The organism is Arthrobacter sp. zg-Y919 (assembly GCF_030142045.1).
Lineage (GTDB): Bacteria > Actinomycetota > Actinomycetes > Actinomycetales > Micrococcaceae > Arthrobacter_B.
Window position 1 is genome coordinate 1,473,716 of the sequence record NZ_CP126242.1, and the last position, 21,470, is coordinate 1,495,185.

At 66.6% G+C, this 21,470-nt stretch carries 19 protein-coding genes, 1 tRNA gene and 1 pseudogene; 4 read left to right on the forward strand and 17 right to left on the reverse strand.

All coding sequences use genetic code 11. From position 1 onward, the window contains the following. Positions 1 to 12: 12 nt before the first annotated feature. The 12 genes and pseudogenes from QNO10_RS07005 to QNO10_RS07060 form a co-directional block, all read right to left on the reverse strand. Positions 13 to 1,983 carry a helix-turn-helix transcriptional regulator gene (locus QNO10_RS07005; RefSeq protein ID WP_229948370.1) on the reverse strand — a complete coding sequence of 657 codons (1,971 nt, stop codon included), beginning with the start codon at positions 1,981 to 1,983 and terminating at the stop codon, positions 13 to 15. A gap of 96 nt (positions 1,984 to 2,079) precedes the next feature. After that, a complete protein-coding gene (locus QNO10_RS07010; protein ID WP_229948368.1) occupies positions 2,080 to 2,475 on the reverse strand; it encodes an FKBP-type peptidyl-prolyl cis-trans isomerase in 396 nt (131 codons plus the stop codon). Between the two features lie 36 nt (positions 2,476 to 2,511). Then, positions 2,512 to 3,471 carry an FKBP-type peptidyl-prolyl cis-trans isomerase gene (locus tag QNO10_RS07015; RefSeq protein WP_229948364.1) on the reverse strand — a complete coding sequence of 320 codons (960 nt, stop codon included), beginning with the start codon at positions 3,469 to 3,471 and terminating at the stop codon, positions 2,512 to 2,514. Between the two features lie 179 nt (positions 3,472 to 3,650). After that, positions 3,651 to 5,012 (reverse strand): Pup--protein ligase, encoded by a 1,362-nt coding sequence (gene pafA / locus QNO10_RS07020; RefSeq protein ID WP_229948362.1) that lies wholly within the window; start codon positions 5,010 to 5,012, stop codon positions 3,651 to 3,653. Further along, positions 5,012 to 5,752 carry a proteasome subunit alpha gene (gene prcA, locus QNO10_RS07025; RefSeq protein ID WP_229948360.1) on the reverse strand — a complete coding sequence of 247 codons (741 nt, stop codon included), beginning with the start codon at positions 5,750 to 5,752 and terminating at the stop codon, positions 5,012 to 5,014. Before prcA ends, pafA begins: the two co-directional genes overlap by 1 nt. Before the next feature lie 2 nt (positions 5,753 to 5,754). Next, a complete protein-coding gene (gene prcB, locus QNO10_RS07030; RefSeq protein WP_229948359.1) occupies positions 5,755 to 6,579 on the reverse strand; it encodes a proteasome subunit beta in 825 nt (274 codons plus the stop codon). Between the two features lie 3 nt (positions 6,580 to 6,582). Beyond that, the gene (locus QNO10_RS07035) at positions 6,583 to 6,783 is read right to left on the reverse strand and encodes a ubiquitin-like protein Pup (protein ID WP_229948358.1); all 201 of its coding nucleotides are present in this window, start codon (positions 6,781 to 6,783) and stop codon (positions 6,583 to 6,585) included. A gap of 40 nt (positions 6,784 to 6,823) precedes the next feature. Continuing rightward, positions 6,824 to 8,419: a depupylase/deamidase Dop gene (gene dop, locus QNO10_RS07040; RefSeq protein ID WP_229948905.1), complete on the reverse strand. Its 1,596-nt coding sequence runs from the start codon at positions 8,417 to 8,419 to the stop codon at positions 6,824 to 6,826. A 14-nt stretch (positions 8,420 to 8,433) separates the two neighbouring features. Then, a pseudogene (gene arc, locus QNO10_RS07045) lies at positions 8,434 to 10,110 on the reverse strand (proteasome ATPase); the annotation flags it as partial. 186 nt (positions 10,111 to 10,296) lie between these two features. Further along, positions 10,297 to 11,352, reverse strand: a complete 1,056-nt coding sequence (locus tag QNO10_RS07050; RefSeq protein ID WP_229948357.1) for a tRNA (adenine-N1)-methyltransferase — start codon at positions 11,350 to 11,352, stop codon at positions 10,297 to 10,299. An 84-nt stretch (positions 11,353 to 11,436) separates the two neighbouring features. Beyond that, positions 11,437 to 12,591 (reverse strand): site-2 protease family protein, encoded by a 1,155-nt coding sequence (locus tag QNO10_RS07055; RefSeq protein ID WP_229948356.1) that lies wholly within the window; start codon positions 12,589 to 12,591, stop codon positions 11,437 to 11,439. Continuing rightward, the gene (locus QNO10_RS07060) at positions 12,588 to 13,316 is read right to left on the reverse strand and encodes an HAD family hydrolase (RefSeq protein ID WP_229948355.1); all 729 of its coding nucleotides are present in this window, start codon (positions 13,314 to 13,316) and stop codon (positions 12,588 to 12,590) included. Before QNO10_RS07060 ends, QNO10_RS07055 begins: the two co-directional genes overlap by 4 nt. Positions 13,317 to 13,419: 103 nt before the next feature. Here QNO10_RS07060 and QNO10_RS07065 point away from each other — a divergent pair, with 103 nt between their 5' ends. Then, positions 13,420 to 14,304 (forward strand): PAC2 family protein, encoded by an 885-nt coding sequence (locus tag QNO10_RS07065; RefSeq protein WP_229948354.1) that lies wholly within the window; start codon positions 13,420 to 13,422, stop codon positions 14,302 to 14,304. Between the two features lie 82 nt (positions 14,305 to 14,386). Here QNO10_RS07065 and mshC read toward each other — a convergent pair whose 3' ends face one another. From mshC to QNO10_RS07080, 3 genes are read right to left on the reverse strand one after another with little or no spacing between them, the layout of a single operon-like run. After that, positions 14,387 to 15,667, reverse strand: a complete 1,281-nt coding sequence (mshC, locus tag QNO10_RS07070) for a cysteine--1-D-myo-inosityl 2-amino-2-deoxy-alpha-D-glucopyranoside ligase (RefSeq protein ID WP_229948353.1) — start codon at positions 15,665 to 15,667, stop codon at positions 14,387 to 14,389. Between the two features lie 22 nt (positions 15,668 to 15,689). Beyond that, positions 15,690 to 16,514: an undecaprenyl-diphosphate phosphatase gene (locus QNO10_RS07075; RefSeq protein WP_229948352.1), complete on the reverse strand. Its 825-nt coding sequence runs from the start codon at positions 16,512 to 16,514 to the stop codon at positions 15,690 to 15,692. A 60-nt stretch (positions 16,515 to 16,574) separates the two neighbouring features. Next, positions 16,575 to 16,889, reverse strand: coding sequence for a hypothetical protein (locus QNO10_RS07080; RefSeq protein ID WP_229948351.1), 315 nt, complete (start codon positions 16,887 to 16,889; stop codon positions 16,575 to 16,577). Between the two features lie 41 nt (positions 16,890 to 16,930). Between QNO10_RS07080 and QNO10_RS07085 the strand changes: the two genes are divergently transcribed. Further along, complete coding sequence (locus tag QNO10_RS07085) at positions 16,931 to 17,164, forward strand: DUF5703 family protein (RefSeq protein ID WP_229948350.1); 234 nt, start codon at positions 16,931 to 16,933, stop codon at positions 17,162 to 17,164. Positions 17,165 to 17,192: 28 nt separating this feature from the next. Here QNO10_RS07085 and QNO10_RS07090 read toward each other — a convergent pair whose 3' ends face one another. Together QNO10_RS07090 and QNO10_RS07095 are read right to left on the reverse strand one after the other, a co-directional pair. Next, the gene (locus QNO10_RS07090; protein WP_229948349.1) at positions 17,193 to 18,341 is read right to left on the reverse strand and encodes an acyl-CoA dehydrogenase family protein; all 1,149 of its coding nucleotides are present in this window, start codon (positions 18,339 to 18,341) and stop codon (positions 17,193 to 17,195) included. 22 nt (positions 18,342 to 18,363) lie between these two features. Continuing rightward, positions 18,364 to 19,686: a M20/M25/M40 family metallo-hydrolase gene (locus QNO10_RS07095; protein WP_229948348.1), complete on the reverse strand. Its 1,323-nt coding sequence runs from the start codon at positions 19,684 to 19,686 to the stop codon at positions 18,364 to 18,366. Between the two features lie 203 nt (positions 19,687 to 19,889). Between QNO10_RS07095 and QNO10_RS07100 the strand changes: the two genes are divergently transcribed. Both QNO10_RS07100 and QNO10_RS07105 read left to right on the forward strand, forming a co-directional pair. Further along, positions 19,890 to 19,972 (forward strand) — tRNA-Leu (locus QNO10_RS07100). Between the two features lie 113 nt (positions 19,973 to 20,085). Then, on the forward strand, positions 20,086 to 21,384 hold the full coding sequence (locus QNO10_RS07105; RefSeq protein ID WP_229948347.1) for a hemolysin family protein: 1,299 nt from the start codon (positions 20,086 to 20,088) through the stop codon (positions 21,382 to 21,384). Positions 21,385 to 21,470: the final 86 nt, after the last annotated feature.

A 21,470-nucleotide genomic window follows, 5' to 3' on the forward strand; every position in this document is an offset into this window, starting at 1 on the left:
TCCGACCGGAGGCTAGGCGGGCGGATAGTTTGCGGCCGCCTCCTGCAGCCAGGCCAGGGTGGCCTTCCGCAGATCCGCGGGTGCCGCAACCGCGGCGGCCCCGCCCAGCCGGGCGGTAAACGCAGGAATCCAGCCAGTATCCGCAGTGCGCAGTTCCACGGCCGTACGGCCGTCCGCCAGGGGCGCCTGCCGCTCCGCGTCGTAGGCCTCGGCAACCCAGAGGGCGGCCGGCTCCAGGACCAGGGTGACCCGCTGATCCAGCGGACCGGGCGTGAACAGGCTGGACGGGAACGCGGCGCCGGGCTCGGGCGCGTGGGTCAGCGCCGCGCCGGTATCCCGTACTCCGTGGATCCGGTCGACGCGGAAATTACGCGGCGCCTCGGCCCGGTGGCACCAGGCTTCGAGGTACCAGGTGTCGTCCACCGAGAAGAGGCGGCGCGGGTCGACGGTGCGGAGCGTGAGTTCGTCCCGGCGCGGCACCAGATAGCGCAGCTCGAGCTGGCGGGTGCCGGTGATGGCCTGTTGGAGTTCGGCCAGCACGGTGCCGCCGGCGGCGTCGTCCAGGCGGGCCGCGACGGCGGTTCCGACGCCGCCCGCCTCCCCCGCGGCTTCCGTCAGCTTCTCCAGGGTGCTGGCAACCGCGGCGGAGGAACCGATGCCCGGCAGCGCCGACAGCGTGTCGAGGCCGACGATCAGCGCCGCGGCCTCGTCCATGCCGAAACGCACCGGCTCGGAGAGGTTGTCGGCGTTCTCGATGTAGATCCGGTCGTCGTCGAAACTGACATCCATCAGTTCGTTGGGGTAATGGCGGGGGCCGCTGACGAACAACAGGTCCAGGTCCTTGGCGAGTTGTTCCTTGCTGACACCGAAGGCAGCGGCGGTCTCGTTCATGTCCGCGCCCTGGTTCGCGAGGACGTAGGGCACCAGGTCCAGGAGCCGGGTAAGCCGGTCCTGGGCGCCCGTTGCCGGGCGTCGGGCCGGCACGGCGGCTTCGGCCAGTTCGAAATCCGGAAGCGGCAGGCTTTGTGTCTGGAGGGCGCGGGTAAGGGCAGCGCGGACCGCGTCCACATAGTCGGCCGGCTCCACGGCTACGGCTGCCGCGCCAAGGGCGGCGGTGTCCGCGGCCAGTGCGTCCAGATCACGGACGCTCAGCTTCAGCCGGTCCCTGCCGCCGGCAGCCGCTTCGACCGATTCTGCCTGCATCCGCAGGGCGGCCCCGGCACCGTGGCGCACCTCGACGGCGGCCGGCTGCGGAGCGTACAGCCCATCCAGGGAGGCGAGGGAAGCGTCGATGTCGAAGTCCGCGGGCACCGTGTAGGTCCCGGTGCGCAGCCGGACCGGGCCTTCCATGCGGGAAAGCCGGAAGATGCGCTCCGCTGCCCGGTCCAGGTCGTAGCCCACGAGGTACCAGTGGCCGAAACGGCTGCCCATTCCCCAGGGCTGAACCCGGCGTACGGACTGCGCGGCGGAGCCCGGGGGCCGGTAGCCGAAGGTGACCGGGGTGCGGGTGGTCGCTGCCCGCCAGATCTCGTTGAAGTGCGGATCGTTGGTGCGGATGCTGGGCTGGAGGGGGATGCTGCCGGCGTCATCGGGCAGTACTCCCCGGGCATGGAGTTTGCGCAGTGCACGGGCTGCCGCGGAGCCGAGCGAGGCCTGGTCCCACATGCGGGCCGCAAGGGTCAGGACTGCGGATTCCTCGGGGGTGAAGCGGACGCCCGGGAGGCGGTAGGCGTCCTGCCGGATGCGGTAGCGCTGGGTGGTGTTGTCCTCGAACAGGGTTTCTTCGCTGTAGGACTCCACCGGGATCCCCTGCTCGCGCAGGAAGGCCTTGTCGCGGTCGAAGAGCTTCTCCCGGGCATCGGCGGTGGCGGCTTCTCCGTACAGTTCAATCTCTTCGAACAACTCGTGCTTGGTGAAGCCCCTGCGCGTGGAGAGCAGCGCAATGACCAGGTTCAGGAGGCGTTCGGTTCTCTTGGCGGACACGGGAGCTAATCTACCTTCCTTCCGGGCCGTCACATGCGAAGGGGCGGAACCGCCGTCGTTGATGACAGCAGTCCCGCCCCTTTCAGGCAGTACGGATCAGCGGACGCCGAGCAGGTCCACAACGAAGATCAGGGACTCGCCCGGGGCCACGGCCGAACCGGCACCGCGGTCGCCGTAGGCCATGGAGGAGGGGATTTCCAGCCGGCGGCGGCCGCCTACCTTCATGCCCAGCAGGCCCTGGTCCCAGCCCTGGATGACCTGGCCCACGCCGACCCGGAAGTCCAGGGGTGCGCCCCGGTTCCAGGACGCGTCGAACTCCTCACCGGTGGAGAAGGCAACGCCCACATAGTGGGTGGAAACCGTGTCTCCGGCCTTTACTTCCTGGCCGTCGCCGACCACGAGGTCCTCGATGACGAGGTCGGTGGGTGCATCGTGGGCCGGGAAATCAATCTCCGGCTTCTGACGGTCGTATTCACGCTTTCCGAATGACATTGGTGCTCCTTGTGTCGGATGGGTCAGATGTTAAGGCTACTTGACTTCCTGGATGTCCACGACGAAGACCAGGGGTCCGGAAGGGCTGCTGCCCGCGGCGGGATCACCGTAGGCCAATTCGGACGGCAGGACCAGCAGGACCTTGGAGCCGGCCTTCTGACCGGCCAGGCCGTAGGTCCAGCCGGGAATCACGTTGCCCAGCGGGAACTCGGCCGGCTCGCCGCGCTCGTAGCTGGAGTCGAAGGTGCTGCCGTCCCGCAGGCTTACGCCCAGGTAGCCGGCCTTCACCGTGCCGGTTGCCTCCAGTACCGGTCCGTCGCCTTCCTCAAGGACCTTCACGATCAGGCGGTCCGGTTCCTCGGCGCCTTCCGGGATGGTGATGGACGGGGTGCCGTCTTCGGCGAAGGTGACCTCGGGCAGCTTGCCTTCGGCTTCAAGGGCGTCGACGTCCTCGCTGCTCATCAGGAGGGTGCCGTCCTCGTTCCGGGCGGCGGCTTCATCCGGGGAAAGGGCCGGTTCGGCGTCCACTGCATCGGTGATGGTGAAGACGACGAAGTTGGCTTCCGTACCGTTCTCTTCACTGGCCGGAATGAAGTAGGCAAAGTCGGAGCCGACGGGAGCGCCCAGGAGGGCGTCATACATCTGCGAATTGCCGGTCTTCAGGCTCTCATCCACGGCGATGGCTTCGGCGCTTTCGGCACTGTAGGTCTCCTGGCCGACGGTACCGTCTTCGGGGTTGACGATAGCGAGGCGGATCATGGCCGTCTGATCGGCTGCGACTTCCTTGCCGTCGCCGTCGTTGATGCGGTTCAGGGTTGGCTCGTCGGCGCTGAGCGGAGCATCGAATTCGACGGTGGGGACCGAGGTCTCCTCATCGCCGCGTTCAATCTTCACGGAGGAGAGCGGGCCGGTGACCGGGGCTGCGTCGCCGTCGCCGCCGGAGCAGGCGGTGAGGAACAGCAGGAAAGGCAGGAGGATGGCTAGTACTTTACGCACAGTACTTCTTTCAGTGGTGGACGGTGAGCAGTGCGGCCTTTCGCAGGCGCCGCTACGCCGGGCAGCCGGACGCCGCGTGCGGCCGCAACAGGCCCACACTAGCCGGTCCGGCTGGACGAAACCTAGGTGAGGTGCGGCGGCTGTGCCGGGATGGGGCCGGGATGGGGCCGGGCGGCGCGTCAGAGAGTGGAAAGAAGGGCCTCGACGCGCTCGTCGACAGAGGCGAACGGGTCTTTGCAGAGCACCGTCTGCTGTGCCCGGTCATTGAGCTTGAGGTGCACCCAGTCCACCGTGAAATCGCGGTTGGCGGTCTTGGCGCGCCGGACGAAGTCGCCGCGCAGCTTCGCACGGGTGGTCTGCGGCGGTTGGTCCACGGCTTCCTTGATATCGCTGTCCTCCACCACGCGGGCTGTTTCCCCGCGCGCCTGCAGCAGATAGAACAATCCCCGGCGCCGGGAAATGTCGTGATAGGTCAGGTCCACCTGGGCCAGGCGCGGGGAAGCCATGTCGAGACCATGCCGCTCCCCCACCCGGTCCACCAGTTTCTTCTTGATGGCCCAGTCGATCTCGGTGTCGATCCCGGTGTGGTCACCGGATTCGATGGCGTCCAGGGTGCGTGTCCACAGATCGATGATCCGTCCAACGTGCCGGTTGTGCTCACCGTTCGCAGCCACGAAGTCCTGGACCCGCTGCAGGTAGATCCGCTGCAGGTCCAACGGCGTCATGGTGGACCCGTTGGCCAGCTTCAACGGCTGCCGACCGGAGAGGTCGTGGGAGGTTTCCCGGATGCTGCGGATCGGGTTTTCCAGGCGCAGGTCCCGCATCAGCACACCGGCCTCGATCATCCGCAGCATCAGGTCCACGGACCCGGCCTTGAGGAGCATGGTGGTCTCGGACATGTTGGAGTCGCCTGCGATCACGTGCAGGCGCCGGTAGTGCTCGGCGTCGGCGTGCGGCTCGTCCCGGGTATTGATGATCGGCCGGGACCGCGTGGTGGCCGAGGAAACACCCTCCCAGATGTGGTCCGCCCGCTGGGAAAACGCGAACAGGGATCCTGACTGGGTCTTCAGCACCTTGCCCGCACCGACCAGGAGCTGGCGGGTCACCAGGAACGGTATGAGGACATCGGCCAGCCGGGAGAACTCGAGGCGGCGTGGAATGAGGTAGTTTTCGTGGCTGCCGTAGGAGTTCCCGGCGGAATCGGTGTTGTTCTTGAAGAGGTAGACGCTGCCGTTGAAGCCCTCGGCCTTGAGCCGGTCCTCCGCTTCTTCGACCAGGTCGTCCAGGATGAGCTCGCCGGCCCGGTCGTGGGCCACCAGCTGTGCCAGGTCGTCACACTCTGCGGTGGCGTACTCCGGATGCGACCCCACATCGAGGTAGAGACGGGAGCCGTTGGTCAGGAAGACATTGGAGGAGCGGCCCCAGCTGACCACCTTGCGGAAGAGATAGCGGGCTACTTCCTCGGGGGAAAGGGGACGGGAATCGGGTCCGGAATAAGCGATGCCGAATTCTGTTTCCACCCCGTAGATCCTGCGGTCCATCAGTCTCCTTCCGCGCTGGACAACAGACGGTCCAGCTCAACGGTGTTTATCCTGCGGAACGCCCGTACGGTGCCTCGCGTGGACAACGGATCCCGGTCCAGGACGGCTACTTCGAGCAGGCCGGCGCCCAGTGGTTCCGCCGGCTGGCCGTTACCTGTTCCCTCAGCTGACCGGGTGGCGGAGAGGGCGTTCACGGCGGTCCTGATGGCGGAGGCGAAACCGGCGTCCTGGCTCCAGGTCCGGCTCAGGGCTTCGTTGACGATTTCCGCCTGTCCGCCCATCACGGTGTAATTGCTTTCATCCGCAATGGAGCCGTCGAAGTTCAGCCGGTACAGGCGGTCCGAGTAGGGGTCCTCCCCCACCTCCGCCACGGCCAGTTCGACTTCGAAGGGCTTTCCCTCGGTGGTGAACACCGATCCGAGGCTCTGCGCGTACACGCTGGCCAGCCCCCGTGCTGAAACATCTTCACGCGAATAGGAATAGCCGCGCACATCGGCGAAGCGGATGCCTGCCTGGCGGAGGGATTCGAATTCGTTGTATTTGCCGACGGCGGCGAAACCTATCCGGTCGTAGATTTCACTGAGCTTGTGGAGGGACGGCGAAGGGTTTTCCGCCACCAGGGCGATGCCCTCGCGGCAGGTCAGGACCACCACCGAGCGTCCCCTGGCAATGCCTTTCCGGGCGAAGTCCGCCCGGTCCTTCATCAGCTGTTCGGGCGAGACATAGAACTGCTGGGTCACGGCTACGCCTCCAGTCCGGCGGCGGTGCGCCTTGAGATCAGGTCATGGGACAGCTGCTGCAGTTCCCGCTCGGGGATCTCCCGGTTGCCGGCGCTGTTGACCACGAAAACCACGGGCCAGAGCCGCCGGACCATGTCCGGTCCGCCGGTGGCTGAGTCGTCGTCGGCCGCGTCGTAGAGGGATTCCACTGCCACCCGCACCGCTTCCTCCTCATCCAGGTTCGGCCGCCAGAGTTTCTTCAGGGCGCCGCGGGCGAAGACCGAGCCCGAGCCCACACTGTGGTGCTCGTACTCCTCATACCGGCCCCCGGTCACGTCGTAGGAGAAGAGCCGTCCCGTACGCCGCTGGGTGTCGAACCCGGCGAAGAGCGGGACCACGGCCAGCCCCTGCAGCGCCAGCGGAAGGTTGGAACGCACCATGGCCGCAAGCCGGTTGGACTTGCCGTCCAGGCTCATGGGCGTTCCTTCGATTTTTTCGTAATGCTCCAGTTCCACCTGGAACAGCCGGATCATGTCCAGGGCCAGCCCCGCCGTGCCGGCAATGCCCAGCACGGAGAAGTTGTCCGCAGGAAAGACCTTCTTGATGTGCCGGCTGGCAATCATGTTGCCCATCGTGGCACGCCGGTCCCCAGCCATCAGGACTCCCCCGGCGTACGTCAGGGAGACGATGGTTGTGGCCTGCGGGGCCAGTTCCGCAGCGGACCCCTGCGACGCCGGTCCCAGGGAGCGGGAGGAGGGCAGCAGTTCGGGGCGGTGCCGGGTGAGGTGGTCGGTAAAGGAAGCGGAGGGGGCTTGGTGGATGGAGGCGGCAGGGTCCCGGGGGGCCATCCGTTACTGACCGCCCTTTTGGATGAAGCCGCGGACGAATTCTTCGGCGTTGCTTTCCAGCACGCCGTCGATTTCGTCCAGGAGGTCGTCTACGCCCTCAGTCTCGGTGGATGCTTCCGCCTCGGGTGCCGGGGCAGGGACGGCCTCTGTTTCTTCTTCTTCAACTGGATGCGTTCCGGTGGTTTTGCGGTCCTGGGTTGCCATGATGCCTAGCCCTTTCTTGCCCGGGGGTTGAATCCTAGTCCTATGGTGCCACGGTGGCATCCGAACCGGTCAGGAGTCTGGCGACAAAATCTTCCGCATCGGCGGATGCATTGAAGAGTTCCTCGGTCAGCGCCCGGGTTCCGCGCAGCGGCTCCCGGGTCGGGATCCGCTGGAGCCGCCGCCGGGAGGGAAGTTCGAAGATGATGGAATCCCAGCTCGCACCGATGACTTCCTTCGGGAACCGGGTGAGGCAGTTCCCGCGGAAATACGCCCGGGTGTCATCCGGCGGGCGGATGACGGCCCGGGCAATCTCCTCGTCGGTGAGCACGCGTTCCATCTGTCCCCTGGCCGCAAGGCGGTAATAGAGCCCCTTCTCCGGACGCATATCCGAGTACTGCAGGTCCACCAGGTGCAGCCGCGCGTCCGACCAGGCCAGCCCGTCACGCTCACGGTAAGCCTGCATCAGCTTCAGCTTCGCCACCCAGTCGACGGAGGCGGCAGCCTCCATCGGGTCCCGCTTGAGGGTCCCCAGCAGTGCGGCCCAGCGGGTGAGGATGTCCTCGGTGTCCGGGTCGCTTCCGCCGCCCGCACGGGCGTGTGCCGCTGCCGCTTCGCAGTAGATCTCCTGCAGGTCCAGGCCGGTGACCATCCGGCCGTCCGTCAGCTCCACCAGCTGCTCGAGGGTGGGGTCGTGGCTGATCGCCTGCAGCGCACCCACGGGGTCGCGGAGTTCGACGGCGGGGGCGGTCCCGGCTTCGATCATGGACAGGACAGCCGCCGTGGTGCCGATTTTCAGCAGGGCGGAAACCTCGCTGAGGTTCGCGTCCCCGATGATCACGTGCAGCCGGCGGTACTTTTCCGCGACCGAATGCGGCTCGTCCCGGGTATTGATGATTGGACGGCGGATGGTGGTTTCCAGTCCGACTTCCGTTTCGAAGAAGTCCGCGCGCTGGCTCAGCTGGAAACCCTGGCGCTGGTTATTGGTGCCAATGCCCACCCGGCCGGATCCGGCGATGACCTGGCGCGACACGAAGAACGGCACGAGCCCGCTGACCAGCGCCCCGAAGGGGACGCTGCGCGGCACCAGGTAGTTCTCGTGGGAACCGTAGGACACGCCCTTGTTGTCGGTGTTGTTTTTGTACAGGTGCACCGGGGCGAAGCCGGGCATGCGGGCAATGTGCCGCATGGCGGCCAGCACCACGGCGTCGCCGGCCTTGTCCCACAACACCGCGTCGCGGGGCCGGGTGACTTCGGGCGAGGAATACTCGGGATGGGCGTGGTCCACATACAGGCGTGCGCCGTTGCCCAGGACCATGTTCATCAGCACCGGGTTGTCGGCGGTCTGCTCCCCGTAGAGGGCGGCCGGTCCGCCGCCTTCCATGGCGATTTGTTCGGCGTCCAGCACCGGGGGTTCGTCGGTGAGCTGGGTGGGATCCGCCGCGGCGCGGGGCACGGCGTACCCGCGTGCGTCGTTCAGCGGCGCCTCGTCCGTGTAGTCCCAGCGGGTTCCCGACAGGTTGCCCGTGCCCGTCCGCAGCGTGGCCGCATAGGCGTTGACGATCTGGCTGGAGAGGACGGTCGCGTTGGCGGACGGCAGGGACGGAGCCAGGACGCCGTACTCGGTTTCCGTCCCCATCACACGGCGCACGGTCACAGATACTGTCCCGGGTTGGCCGCGGTTTCGATGGTACGGCCCGGTTCCTGGCCCGCCTTGCCCTGGACAATGGTGCGGATGTAGGTGATCCGCTCGCCCTTCTTCCCCGAGATCCGTGCCCAGTCATCCGGGTTGGTGGTGTTGGGCATGTCCTCGTGCTCGCGGAACTCGTCCACCACGGCACGCATCAGGTGCTCGATGCGCAGCCCGCGCTGGTGCAGCTGCAACAGGTCCTTGATGGCGTACTTCTTGGCCCGGTCCACCACGTTCTGGATCACCGCTCCGGAATTGAAGTCCTTGAAGTAGAGCATCTCAGTGTCGCCGTTGGCGTAGGTGACTTCCAGATACTCGTTGGCCTTGTCCTCGGCGTACATCTTTTCGACGGTGCGGCGGACCATTTCGCTGACGGTTTCCACCGGATCGTAACCGTGTTCCGCCAGGTCCTCGCGGTGCAGCGGCAGGTCCGGGGTGAGGTACTTGGCAAAGATCTCTGCGGCGCCTTCGGCGTCGGGCCGCTGGATCTTGATCTTCACGTCCAGCCGGCCGGGGCGCAGGATGGCCGGATCGATCATGTCCTCCCGGTTCGAGGCACCGATGACAATGACGTTCTCCAGCTTCTCCACCCCGTCTATTTCGCTGAGCAGCTGGGGGACGATGGTGGTTTCGACGTCGGAGGACACCCCGGTGCCGCGGGTGCGGAAGAGCGAGTCCATTTCGTCGAAGAACACCACCACGGGGCTGCCGTCGGACGCCTTCTCCCGGGCCCGGCCGAAAATCAGCCGGATGTGGCGCTCGGTCTCCCCCACATACTTGTCCAGCAGTTCCGGTCCCTTGATGTTCAGGAAGTAGCTGCGGGCGCCCAGCGTTCCGGTCTGCTCCATCACCCGGGCGGCCAGGGCATGCGCCACAGCCTTGGCGATCAGGGTCTTGCCGCAGCCGGGAGGGCCGTACAGCAGGATGCCCTTGGGTGGCTTCAAGCCGTGTTCGCGGTAGAGGTCGGGGTGCATAAACGGCAGCTCGACGGCGTCGCGGATCTGCTCGATCTGTGGGCCGAGGCCGCCGATGTCGGCGTAGGAGATGTCCGGAACCTCCTCCAGGACCAGGTTCTCGACTTCGCTGCGCGGAATCTTCTCCAGGGCGTACCCGATCCGGGTGTCCACCGTCAGCGCATCGCCTACGCGGACCTTCTCCTGCCCCAGGGGTCCGTTGAGCCGGACCACGCGCTCGTCGTCGGCCCGTCCAATCACCAGCACCCGGTCCGGCTCCAGGAGTTCCTTCACCGTGAACAGCTCGCCGGCACGTTCGAAGCCGAGGGCCGCAATAACGGTGAGGGACTCGTTGAGGAGCACCTCCTGGCCCGGAACCACCTGTCCCAGGTCCAAGAGGGGCGAGACGGCCACCCGGAGCTTGCGGCCGGACTGGATGATGTCCAGGCTTTCCTGCATGGCCGCCACGGTGGTGACGCCGGGCACCGCCTCCCGGCGCTGGTTCACGCCGAGGACGGTGCCGAAGCTGAAGGGTGTGGCGCCCTCGTTTTCCAGGGCGTCCTTCAACCGGATAATTTCCGCCTTCGCGGTCTCCAGCATGGCCACAAGCCGGGCATTGTTGTGGGTGAGGGTCGCCAGCTGCCGGTCCAGATTCCGGAGTTTGTCGCGGAGGATGTTCACCTGGCGTGCCTCGGGACCTGCTGCAGCCGCTGTGGACACTGGACGGGATTCCCCTGTCCCGGGACCGACGTTCTCTGGTTCAGCCATGATACGGACCGCCTTCACGTAGCTCTGGGTCTGTCCAATGACAGTAACCCAGGGCTGCGCAAGATACAGCGGGTCCGGCGTCTTGTGTTTCGCCGGTACCTCCCGCTATGGGGTGTCGGTCTCCTGCTGGAACTTTTCAGCGTTTTCAAGGGCTCCGCGCTGCACGGTGGAGCTGGCATCCTTGGCGGCGCGGCGCAGCTTGTGGGCGGAAACCTCGCGTTCGCCCACGGCTGCGGGAGTCCAGGCGTTCAGGTCCTCTTCGCTGAAATTGGTTTTGGAGGCACGGCGCTTGGCGACGAGGCCGGTGGCGCCTTCCGCAAGCCGGCGGGCGGTCAGCAGGAAGCCGGTGTGGGCCACCATGCGGTGGTCCGGACGCACGGCCAGGCCCTCCAGGTGCCAGCCGCGGACCATGGATTCCCAGCCGTCCGGCTCCGTGAAGCGGCCGTCGGCGCGGATGGCTTCGGCGGTGCGGGAGAGCTGCGTGACGGTGGCCACGTAGGAGATCCACACTCCGCCCGGGGCGAGCACTGTGGCTACGGCGTCGGTGCATTCCCACGGTGCCAGCATGTCGAGGACCACCCGGTCCACGCTGCCCGGTTCTTCGGTTTTGACGACTTCGTCCTGGAAATCACCGAGGGTGATGTCCCAGGCCGGGTGCGGTCCGCCGAAGAAGGTCTCCACGTTGCCGCGGGCGATCTGGGCGAATTCCTCGCGCCGTTCAAAGGAATGCAGGCTGCCGTTGTCTCCGACGGCGCGCAGCAGCGAAATGCTCAGGGCTCCGGATCCGACGCCGGCTTCCACTACGCGTGCGCCCGGGTAGATGTCCGCCATGGTGACGATCTGGGCGGCGTCCTTGGGGTAGACGACGGCGGCGCCGCGCGGCATGGAGAGGACGAAGTCAGAGAGGAGCGGGCGCAGGATCTGGTATTGGTGTCCGGCCGTATTGGACACGACGGACCCTTCGGGCAGGCCGATGACGGTGTCGTGCTGCAGGTAGCCGCGGTGGGTGTGGAAAGCGCCGCCCTCGGTGAGGGTAATGGTGTTGCGGCGGCCCTTTTCGTCCGTGAGCTGGACCCGTTCCCCGGGGCGGAGCGGTCCCCTGCGGATCTCGGCGCCGTGGGGTGCAGCAGTTGTGGGCTGCTCCTGGTGATGGGAGTTCATGGTTTTCCTTTGGTTCTCTTGCGGGTCTGTAGGAGCCGGCGATGTTCCGCCGGCCTGCGTGGTGAGGCTGAAAAACTGGAGGCCTTAGCGCCCTCCGCGGGTCCGTTTCCCGGTGACTGCGGCGACGACGGCGGCCTGGTAGAGCATGCCGGTGACTCTGCCGTCCCGGTTGATCACTGCGTATTCGCTGCCCTGCAGCTGGGCCAGGTACTGGACGAGCTCCTGGCCGGTGGCGGCTTCGGGGACGTAGGCGCCGGCTGCCAGCGGGCGGGCCACGGCGCTGACCGGTATCTGCCCGGCCTGCTCGGGCGGAACGGAAGCCAGCGCCCCGGCGTCGACGACGGCTTCGGGCTGGCCGGTGTCAGCGGTGGCTACGACCACGGCGGCAGGGTGCTCACGGGCCAGCCGGAGTGCCTGGGCGACGGGCGCACTGATGGGCAGGGACACCGCGGGCGCCATGAGGGCCGCGGCGGTGACCTGCGGCAGCCGCAGCCGTACCCGCGCGTTATCGATCGCGGCTCCCGCCCCCATCCACAGGAAGCTGGACAGGAGGGCGGCCAGCAGGACCAGGCTCAGCGACGGGACGTCGTCCCGGAGATAGATGGGCACAAAGACGGCCGCCAGGAGCAGGACCGCGACGACGCGGCCGGCCCAGCCGGCGGCAACGGTGCCGCGTTCCTGTGAACCGGTGATTTTCCAGACGGTGCTTTCCACGATCCGCCCGCCGTCAAGCGGAAGCCCGGGCAGCACGTTGAAGACAGCCACCAAGGCGTTGGCGTAAACAAAGACGAGGGTCACCAGGGCTGCCACGCTTAGGTCCGGAAGGAGCTGCAGGATCCCGAACCCGGCTGCGGCGAGCAGGAAATTGGCGGCAGGTCCCGCCAGGGCGACCAGCAGGGAGCGTCCCGGCGTGGAGCGCAGGTCACCGAACTGGGTGTGCCCGCCCCACAGCGTGAGGACGATCTTCGACGTCGGCCAGTGGTAGGCACGGGCGGTGAGGGCGTGGGCCGCCTCGTGCGCCAGCACGGAGAGCAGCAGCAGGATCGAATAGCCCAGCGCCACGGCATAGGCGCCGGCTCCCAGATACGGGAAGGCACTGCGTACCTGCGGTCCGAACACGGCGACGATCAGTGCCGCGATGAGGAACCATGAATATGCCAGGAACACGGGAACCCCTGCAATGCTGCCGAGCGGGATCCCCTCCCTGCGTCCGGTGCCGGCGGGTCCAGTGCTGCTCACCTGGCCGCCTCCAGGACGGAACCGGGAAGCAGCCGGGACAGCTGGCCCACTCCACGGCCCGCCAGCGAGTCCCACACATGGCGGAACATGCCCGGGGGCAGGGGTATGAAGTTCGGAACCGCGAGGGTGACCAGGCCTGCCGACTGTGCGGAGGTGGCGCCGGGCAGGGAATCTTCAATGGCCACAACCGAGGCCTTATCCAGTCCCGGCACAGCCGCGGCCAGGGTGTCGAAGGCAAGCTGATAGGGCTCCGGGTCGGGCTTGCCACTGCTCACCATGTCGCCGGTAACGACGACGTCGAACGTTCCGGCCGGGAGGGCGCGGACGATTTCCCCGGCCAGCACCGGCTCGGACATGGTGACCAGGGCGCACGGGATCCCGGCTGCCCGCAGGTCCTCCAGCAGTTCGCGGGCTCCGGGACGCCAAGGCACCTGGCGGCGCACCTGCTCCGCGACCTGCCCGATCAGCCGGTCGATGATTTCGCGGGACCCGAGGGGAACCCCGGCGCGCTGGAGCATGCCGGCACTGGTTTCCAGCGCCTGGCCCACCATGGCTTCGGCCTGGGCATCAGTCCAATCGACCCCGAATTCGGAGGTCAGTTCCTTTTCAGCAGCGATCCAGTACGGCTCGGTGTCTACGATGGTGCCGTCCATATCCCAGAAGACTGCCTGCAGTGCTGTACCGGCTGGGCTGGGGAGGGAATCGTCTGCGGGAACTGGAGGCATGTCCTAAGTCTAAGGGGCCACGGAAGCCGGTCTTTCTTTTGCTCTCCGCGAAGCCCCGCGGCCCGGTCCTGACATGCCGGGTGAACGGGCTTAGTGTGAAGTGGTGAGCAATACCGAAGGATTTCCGGCCACAGGCCTCCAGGACTTTTTTGGCGACGAGTCCTCCCCCGAACGCGTCACCGTGATGCTGGCTGCGTTTGAAGGGTGGAACGATGCCGGCGAAGCTGCCTCCGACGCCCTGAAATTCCTGAGCCGGCACTGGGACAGCGAAAAAATAGCCAGTATCGACGCCGACGAATACTACGATTTCCAGTTCACCCGGCCGGCCATCAAGCGCACGGCCTCCGGTGGGCACCGGATCAAGTGGCCCACGACCCGTATTTCCCGGGCCGAAGTTCCGGACAGCAACCTGGACGTCATCTTCGTGACCGGCGTCGAGCCCTCCTACAAGTGGCGGGCCTACACCGCGGAACTCATCGCCCTCGCCAAGGAACTGGATGTGGACTGCATTGTCCTGGCCGGCGCGCTCCTTGCCGACGTTCCGCATTCACGGCCCATTCCGGTGACGGCGTCCTGCGAGGAACCGGACCTGCAGGAGAGCCTGAGCCTGGAGTCGTCCACGTACGAGGGGCCGATCGGCATCGTGGGGGTCGTGTCCGAGATGGCAGGGCTGGCGGATATCCCCTCCATCTCGCTGTGGGCTGCGGTACCGCACTATGTGGGTCAGTCGCCGTCGCCCAAGGCGCAGCTCGCGCTGCTGAACCGCATCGAGGAACTGCTGCAGGCTCCCCTGGACACGCATCTGCTGACCGAAGAGGCCGAGGCCTGGGAGCGTGGTGTGGATGAACTGGCTACGGAGGATCCCGAGGTGGCGGCCTACGTGCGCCAGCTCGAAGAGGCCAAGGACACCGCCGAGCTTCCTGAAGCCAGCGGCGAGTCCATTGCCCGGGAGTTCGAGCGTTACCTGAAGCGCCGCCGCCGGGACTGACCAGGGGCGAACCGGACACCGGACACCGGACAGCAAAACGCCGGCCGCACCCGATGGGTGCGGCCGGCGTTTTCGATTCCGCTTAGAGCTGGAGTCCGAGCAGGGCGTTCAGCGAGGCACAGACGAGTTCGGCACCGGCCTGGCTCCCCGTCGTCCCGCTGCGGACGGCTGCTCCGGCCCATGCGTCTACGGCAGCCAAGGCGGCCGGAGCGTTCAGGTCATTGGCCAACGCGGCACGGATCTGCTGCAGGAGTGTGGCGGCGTCGTCGTCGTTGGTGTACTGCAGCGCCTTCCGCCAGGAAACGAGGCGTTCCTCCGCCTGATGCAGCTGGTCGGAGGTCCAGAACCAGTCGGTGCGGTAGTGGTGCGAGAGCAGCACCAGCCGGATGGCCGCCGGTTCCACTCCCTCGGCCCGCAGCTTGGAGACCAGGACCAGGTTGCCCAGGGACTTGCTCATCTTGGCGCCGTCGAGCCCCACCATGCCGGCGTGGGCGTAATGCGACGCCAGGGGGGTGCCGGCACAGGCAAAGGCGTGCCCGGCACTCATCTCGTGATGCGGGAAAACCAGGTCGGAGCCGCCGCCCTGCACGGTGAAGGGGCGCGGCAGGAACCGCTGGGCGATGACCGAGCACTCAATGTGCCAGCCGGGGCGTCCCGTGCCGAGCCGGCCGCCGTCCCATGATGGTTCACCGGTGCGTGCCACCCGCCACAGCAGCGGGTCCAGGGCGTTGCGTTTGCGGGGACGTTCCGGGTCGCCCCCGCGCTCGGCAAACACCGGCAGCATCTGCTCACGGCTCAGGTGCGAGACCTGGCCCAGCCACCACGCGTCGGGGTCGCCGTCGGCCAGGCGGGAGGCCGCATCGACGTCGAAGTAGAGGTCGCCGTCGGGCTCTGTTCCGGTGCCGGGCACGCGGTACGCAAGGCCGCGGTCCATCAGGTCCTCCACCACGGGGACTATCCACTCCACGGCCTCGACCGCACCGACGTAGTTGTCCGGGGCGAGGACGTTCAGGGCTTCCATATCCTCGCGGAAAAGCTGGGTCTGTTCCCGAGCGAGCTCCCGCCAATCCGCGCCGGTGGCATTGGCCCGCTCGAGCAGCGGGTCGTCCACGTCCGTCACGTTCTGGACGTACCGGACGGTGTACCCCGCGTCCCGCCATTGGCGGTTCAGCAGGTCAAAGGCCACATAAGTGGAGGCATGGCCCATGTGCGTGGCGTCATACGGGGTGATCCCGCAGACGTAAAGGCTTGCTTCCCCGGCGGGCCGGACGGTTACCCGTGCCTGGGCGGACGTGTCATAAAGCTGGACGTCGTCCGACGTTCCGGGCAGGGAGGGCAGGGCTGAAGATTTCCAGGCAATCACCCTTCAACTCTAACGGGCGCAGCTAGGCGGTGAGGACGCCGAAGCCCAGCAGAAGGTAGATGCAGATGCCCAGCAGGATGCGGTACCAGACGAAGAGGCGGTAGCTGCGGGTGGAGACGTACCGCAGGAACCAACCGATGATGATGAAGCCCACAACGAAGGCAACCACGGTGGCGGCGCCGGTCTGGAGGGCGGTGTAGGGCATCGGCTCGTCCAGCGACTTGACCAGCTGGAACAGGCCGCTGCCGAAGACCGCGGGAATGGCCAGCAGGAAGGCGTACCGTGCGGCCGCTTCACGGGTGTAGCCCATAAACAGGCCCGCGGTAATGGTGCCGCCGGACCGGGAAACGCCGGGAATGAGCGCCAGCGCCTGGGCGAAGCCGTACAGGATGCCGTGCTTATAGGTGAGCTGGTGCAGGGTGCGCTGCTGGCGGCCCAGGGCGTCCGCTGCCGCGAGGATGATGCCGAAGACGATCAGCATGGTCGCGACAATCCACAGGCTGCGGAACGTGCTTTCGATCTGGTCCTGGAACAGCAGGCCCAGGACCACGATGGGGATGGTGCCGATGATGATGAGCCAGCCCATGCGTGCGTCCGGGTCGCTGCGCGGCACGCGGCCAAGGAGGGAGCCGAACCAGGACTTGATGATCCGGACAATGTCTTTCCAGAAGTACACCGCGACGGCGGTCTCCGTGCCCAGCTGGGTGATGGCCGTAAAGGCAGCGCCCGGATCCTGCGCTCCGGGCAGCAGTTCCCCCACGATGCGTAGGTGGGCACTCGAGGAGATGGGGAGGAATTCTGTCAGGCCCTGGATCAGGCCAAGGAAGATCGCTTCAAACCAATTCACACCTAAGACTCTAATTCACGCCCGCCCCACCGCCGTGCACGGAGGCCGGCGGACCGGAGCCTATCGGTTGGCCGACCGGCCCAGGGGGTCCCCGTCTCCCGAATCCCGGCCTGGTTCCGCTTCCAGGACTTCGTCCACGTCCTCTCCGGCTTCGTAGTCGGCGTCGTCCTCGTCATCCTCGTAGATCTCCAGCGGGGTCACCTCACCGTAGGCGTCGTAGAGGACCTCCTCGTAGACTTCAAAGGCATCGGCAATGGCAAGGTACGCGCTTTCGACCACTGGATCCTTGTCACCGCGGCGGGCGGCCGCAGCCGCGAGATGCTCCTCGAATGCAGTGATAAGGGACTGGAGCGCGATGCGCGGATCTATGCTCATGCCCTAGACGTTATCGGTAAACTGGGGAAAATTGGAGGGAAATGCGCGAACAAATTCTTGCACCGGAAGTCTCCCGCCGACGGGAAAATTCCCGGGATTATGAGTACCTGGTGGTCTCGGTCGACCCGCATGAATCACTGCCGGATGCCCGCCGGCGGCTGGTTGAGCATGCCGAATACGGCAAGTGGGAACTCCACCGCAGCCGCATCTACAGCGGCGGCGGCAGGCGGTTCTGGCTGCGGCGCAGGGTCCTGCGCGTCCAGCGGACCTCGTAGCTCCGGGCTGCGCATCTTCTGCGGGGCCTCACTCCACCGGCCCCAGAACCGCGTTGGCCACGCTGGCATGGACCGAATCCTCACTCGAGGGGTGGAACATCCCGGCGAGGACGTCCCGGTAGAGGCGTTCCAGTTCGGCACCCCGGAAATAGCTGCGTCCGCCGGCAACCCGGACGGCGGTTTCGACCACGCCGCGGGCCGTTTCGGTGCTCCGGTACTTCAGGCCGGAAAGCAGCGGGAACCAATACGTCCCGTGGTCGGTGCCGTCCTCCAGGTCCCGGGCGACCGCGCCGAGCTGCAGATGCACGCCGTCCATCCGTAGTGCGGCGTCCGCAATCTTCCACCGGGTGCCGGGGTCTGCCGACGCCGGTGCACCCTCCCGCGAAACGCGGCCTGTGGCAGCCTCAACGGCCAGTTCCACTGCCCGGTCTCCGATTCCCGTGTAGACCGCGGACAACAGCGTCTCGAACAGCGCGAAGATCCAGAAGACGAAGGGATCCCGGTGCGGACCCACCGGCGTCGTACGGACCATCCGCTCCCCCGGCACCACTGCATTGTCCAGGCGGGTGGTGCAGGACTGGCTGGCCCGCATGCCCATGGTGTTCCAGTCGTCCGCGATGGTGATCCCCGCGGTCCCGCGGTCGGCGAAGCCGAACACCAGCCGCGGCTCCTCCGGGTCCGAGGAGTCCTTCCCGAAGATGCCCAGCCGTGTCCAGGCCGGGGACAGGCTGGTGAATATCTTGGTGCCGGTGAAGGCATAACCGCCGCCGTCCGTGGGGAGGGCCTCGGTATGCGAATCGAAGAGCACGGCGGGGTTCCCCGGCTCCGACACCCCGAAGGCAAAGAGCTCTCCTGCTGCGGCTTCACGCAGCACGAAATCCAGCGAGTCATCACCCTGCAGTGCCAACAAATGCGCCACACCGCACCAGACCAGGTGCATGTTCACCGCCAGTGCTGTGGCGGGAGCGGCGGAGGCCAGGAGCCGCTGGCAGGAGACGACGTCGGGAATCCCCATGCCGGCCCCTCCCCTGTCCGGGGAGGTGAACAGGGCGAGGTAGCCCGCTGCGCGCAGGTCTTCCAGGTCCTCCGTGAAGAAACTATTGTCCTCGTCATAACCGGCGGCACGGGACCGCAGCCGCGACAGCAGTTCCGGGGTCAGGATTTCGGTGGCCTGCACAGGGCTCTCCTTCGAACGGGGCTTAGTACCGGGTCAGCAGGCGGGACAGTACCCGTGTGCCGAACTTCAGCGAATCCACCGGCACCCGTTCATCGACGCCGTGGAACATGCCGGTGAAGTCCAGATCCTCCGGCAGGCGCAGCGGGGCAAAACCGTACCCGGTGATGCCCAGGCGGCTGAGCGACTTGTTGTCCGTACCGCCGGAAAGCGTGTAGGGCAGCACCGGCGCCCCTGGATCCTCGGCCTGCAGTGCGGAGATCATCGAATCCACGAGGTTGCCCTTGAACGGCACCTCGAGGGACACATCCTGGTGCTCGTAGCTGATGTCGATGCCGTCGCCGGCGAGTTCGCGGATGGTGGCGAGCACCTGCTCCTCCTGGCCGGGCAGGGTGCGGGCATCGATGAGGGCCTCGGCAGTGCCGGGGATGACATTGTGCTTGTAGCCGGCCTTCAGGACCGTCGGGTTGGACGTGTTCTGCAGTGTGGCACCGACAAAGCGGGCCACGGTGCCCAGTTCCGCGAGGATCCGGTCGGGGTTGTCCGGATCGAACTCGACGCCGGTCAGTTCCGTGACGCCGTCCAGGAAGGCACGGGTGGTGTCCGTCAGTTCAATGGGCCAGGGGTGGCTGCCGATGTTGGCAACAGCCCGCGCCAGCTGGGTGACCGCGTTGTCGGTATTGATCTGGGAGCCGTGGCCGGCCCGGCCGTGGGCCACCAGGCGCAGCCAGGAAATCCCCTTTTCGGCTGTCTGCAGCAGGTACGTCCGCTGTCCGCCGATGGTCGCGGAGAAGCCGCCCACCTCGGAGATGGCCTCGGTGGCACCGTCGAACAGTTCCGGCCGGTGCTCAACCGCCCAGCGGGCGCCGTAGTCGCCGCCGGCCTCCTCGTCGGCAAAGAACGCGAAGACAATGTCCCGCCGCGGCCGGGTTCCGGTGGCGGCCATGGACCGCATCACGGACAGGATCATGGCATCCATGTCCTTCATGTCCACGGCGCCGCGGCCCCAGATCAGTCCGTCCCGTTCCTCGCCGCTGAACGGGTCCACGGTCCAGTCCTCTTTCTGCGCCGGCACCACGTCAAGGTGGCCGTGCACCACGAGGGCGGGCAGGGAGGAGTCGGTGCCTTCCATCCGGGTGACCACGGAGGCCCGCCCCGGGGCAGACTCGAAGAGATCGGCGGACAGTCCGGCTTCCTCGATCAGGCCCGCGGTGTACTCAGCTGCGGCGCGCTCCCCTGGACCGGAATTGTCTCCGAAGTTGGAGGTGTCAAAGCGGATGAGCTCCTGGCAGATCCGGGCCACCTCATCTTCGGCACGGGGCAGATCGGCGCGGATGTCATCAGGCATGGTCTTCTCCTTCGGTGAACTGTGCAGCCAGCTTAGCCAGAGCCGGGGTGTGACGGGCGGTTATTTGCCGCCACATGACCGTTTCCTGCCCGTGGCTAGGGCCGATTCGTGGTTCCCGGCCAAACCGTGTTAGAGTTTTTTCCGTTGCTTTTGAAGGTTTCGAACGACGGAAACGGCGTAAGAACACCGGCAAAACCACCTCTGCGCGGGTGGCGGAATGGCAGACGCGCTAGCTTGAGGTGCTAGTCCTCTAACGAGGGTGGGGGTTCAAGTCCCCCTCCGCGCACAGTGAAGTCCTCCTGGAATCTACGGATTCCGGGAGGACTTTTTTGTTTGCCTGAAACGGTGCCATGTGATCTTTGCCTCACATGCCCCGCCGCCCTTCGATACGCTCGCAGCATGGACGTCAGTGCAGTCGTAAATCTCCTCCTGGTGGTGTTCTTTATCCTGGTGGGCGGAATCTTCGCCGCCGCGGAAATGGCATTGGTCACCCTGCGCGAGAGCCAGCTCAGCGGCATAGAACGGAGTGGGAAGCAGGGCAGGCGCACCGCGCACCTGGCCCGCAATCCCAACCTGTTCCTGTCGGCGATCCAGATCGGCGTGACTCTCGCCGGTTTCTTCTCTGCGGCCTATGGTGCCTCCGCCCTGGCTCCGACGGTGGTTCCGCTGCTGCGGCAGTGGGGCCTGGCGCAGCCTGCAGCGGAGGCGACGGCGTTCATCCTCCTGACGCTGGCCGTGGCGTACCTGTCCCTGGTGTTCTCCGAGCTGGTCCCCAAACGGCTGGCCATGCAGAACGCGGTGCTTTTTGCCCGGGTCCTCTCCCCCGGACTGAACCTGTTTGCGGTGCTTATGCGTCCCGTCATCCGGCTCCTCTCCTTCTCCACGGACACCGTGGTGCGGTTGCTGGGCGGAAACCCGGAGGCCAGGACCGTGCCGGTGAGCAGCGAGGAGCTCTGGGACATGGTGGCCGCCAGCCCGATGCTGGCCGAGGACAGCCGGCGGATCCTCAACGACGTCTTTGGGGCGGGTACGCGGCTGGTGCAGGAGGTGATGCGGCCCCGGACCGAAGTGGTGTTTGTCCGGGCGGACCTTCGCTTGGACGAGGCACTTCACCAGGTGCGGCACCAGCCCTATTCCCGTTATCCGGTCACCGGTGCCTCGGTGGATGACATTGTGGGGTTCATCCACGTCCGGGATCTCATGCCGGACCCTGAAGGTCCGGAACCGGACCGGCGTACCGTCGCCGACATCCTGCGCCCGATCCTGTTCCTGCCCGGGACAGCGGCAGTGCTGCCCTCGTTGGGCCGGATGCGCCGGGGGAACAGCCATATCGCGGTAGTGGCCGACGAATACGGCGGCACGGACGGCATAGTCACGCTCGAAGACCTGGTGGAGGAGCTGGTGGGGGAAATCTATGACGAGTTCGACACCGGCGAGGACCCCGAGGACCGCTACCACCGGGAAAAGGGACAGCTGGTGGTGGACGGGGCACTCATTCTGCAGGAATTCGAACGGCTGACCGGCGTCGGACTGCCGGAGGGCCAGTATGAAACGGTTGCCGGATACATCCTGGACCAGCTGGGGCGGGTGGCACGGCCCGGCGACACCGTACCGGCCCCGGGCTGCCGGCTCGAGGTCCTAGGCGTGCGGCGGCGGCGGATCGGAGCTGTCCGGGTGATTCCCGGGGCACCCGCGTAGGCCGTCAGTGCATCCCATTGCCAGACCCGGCACCCACCGCGCAGAATACGTCCCAACGCGGTATCAGGGAACGTCCGGAAGGACAG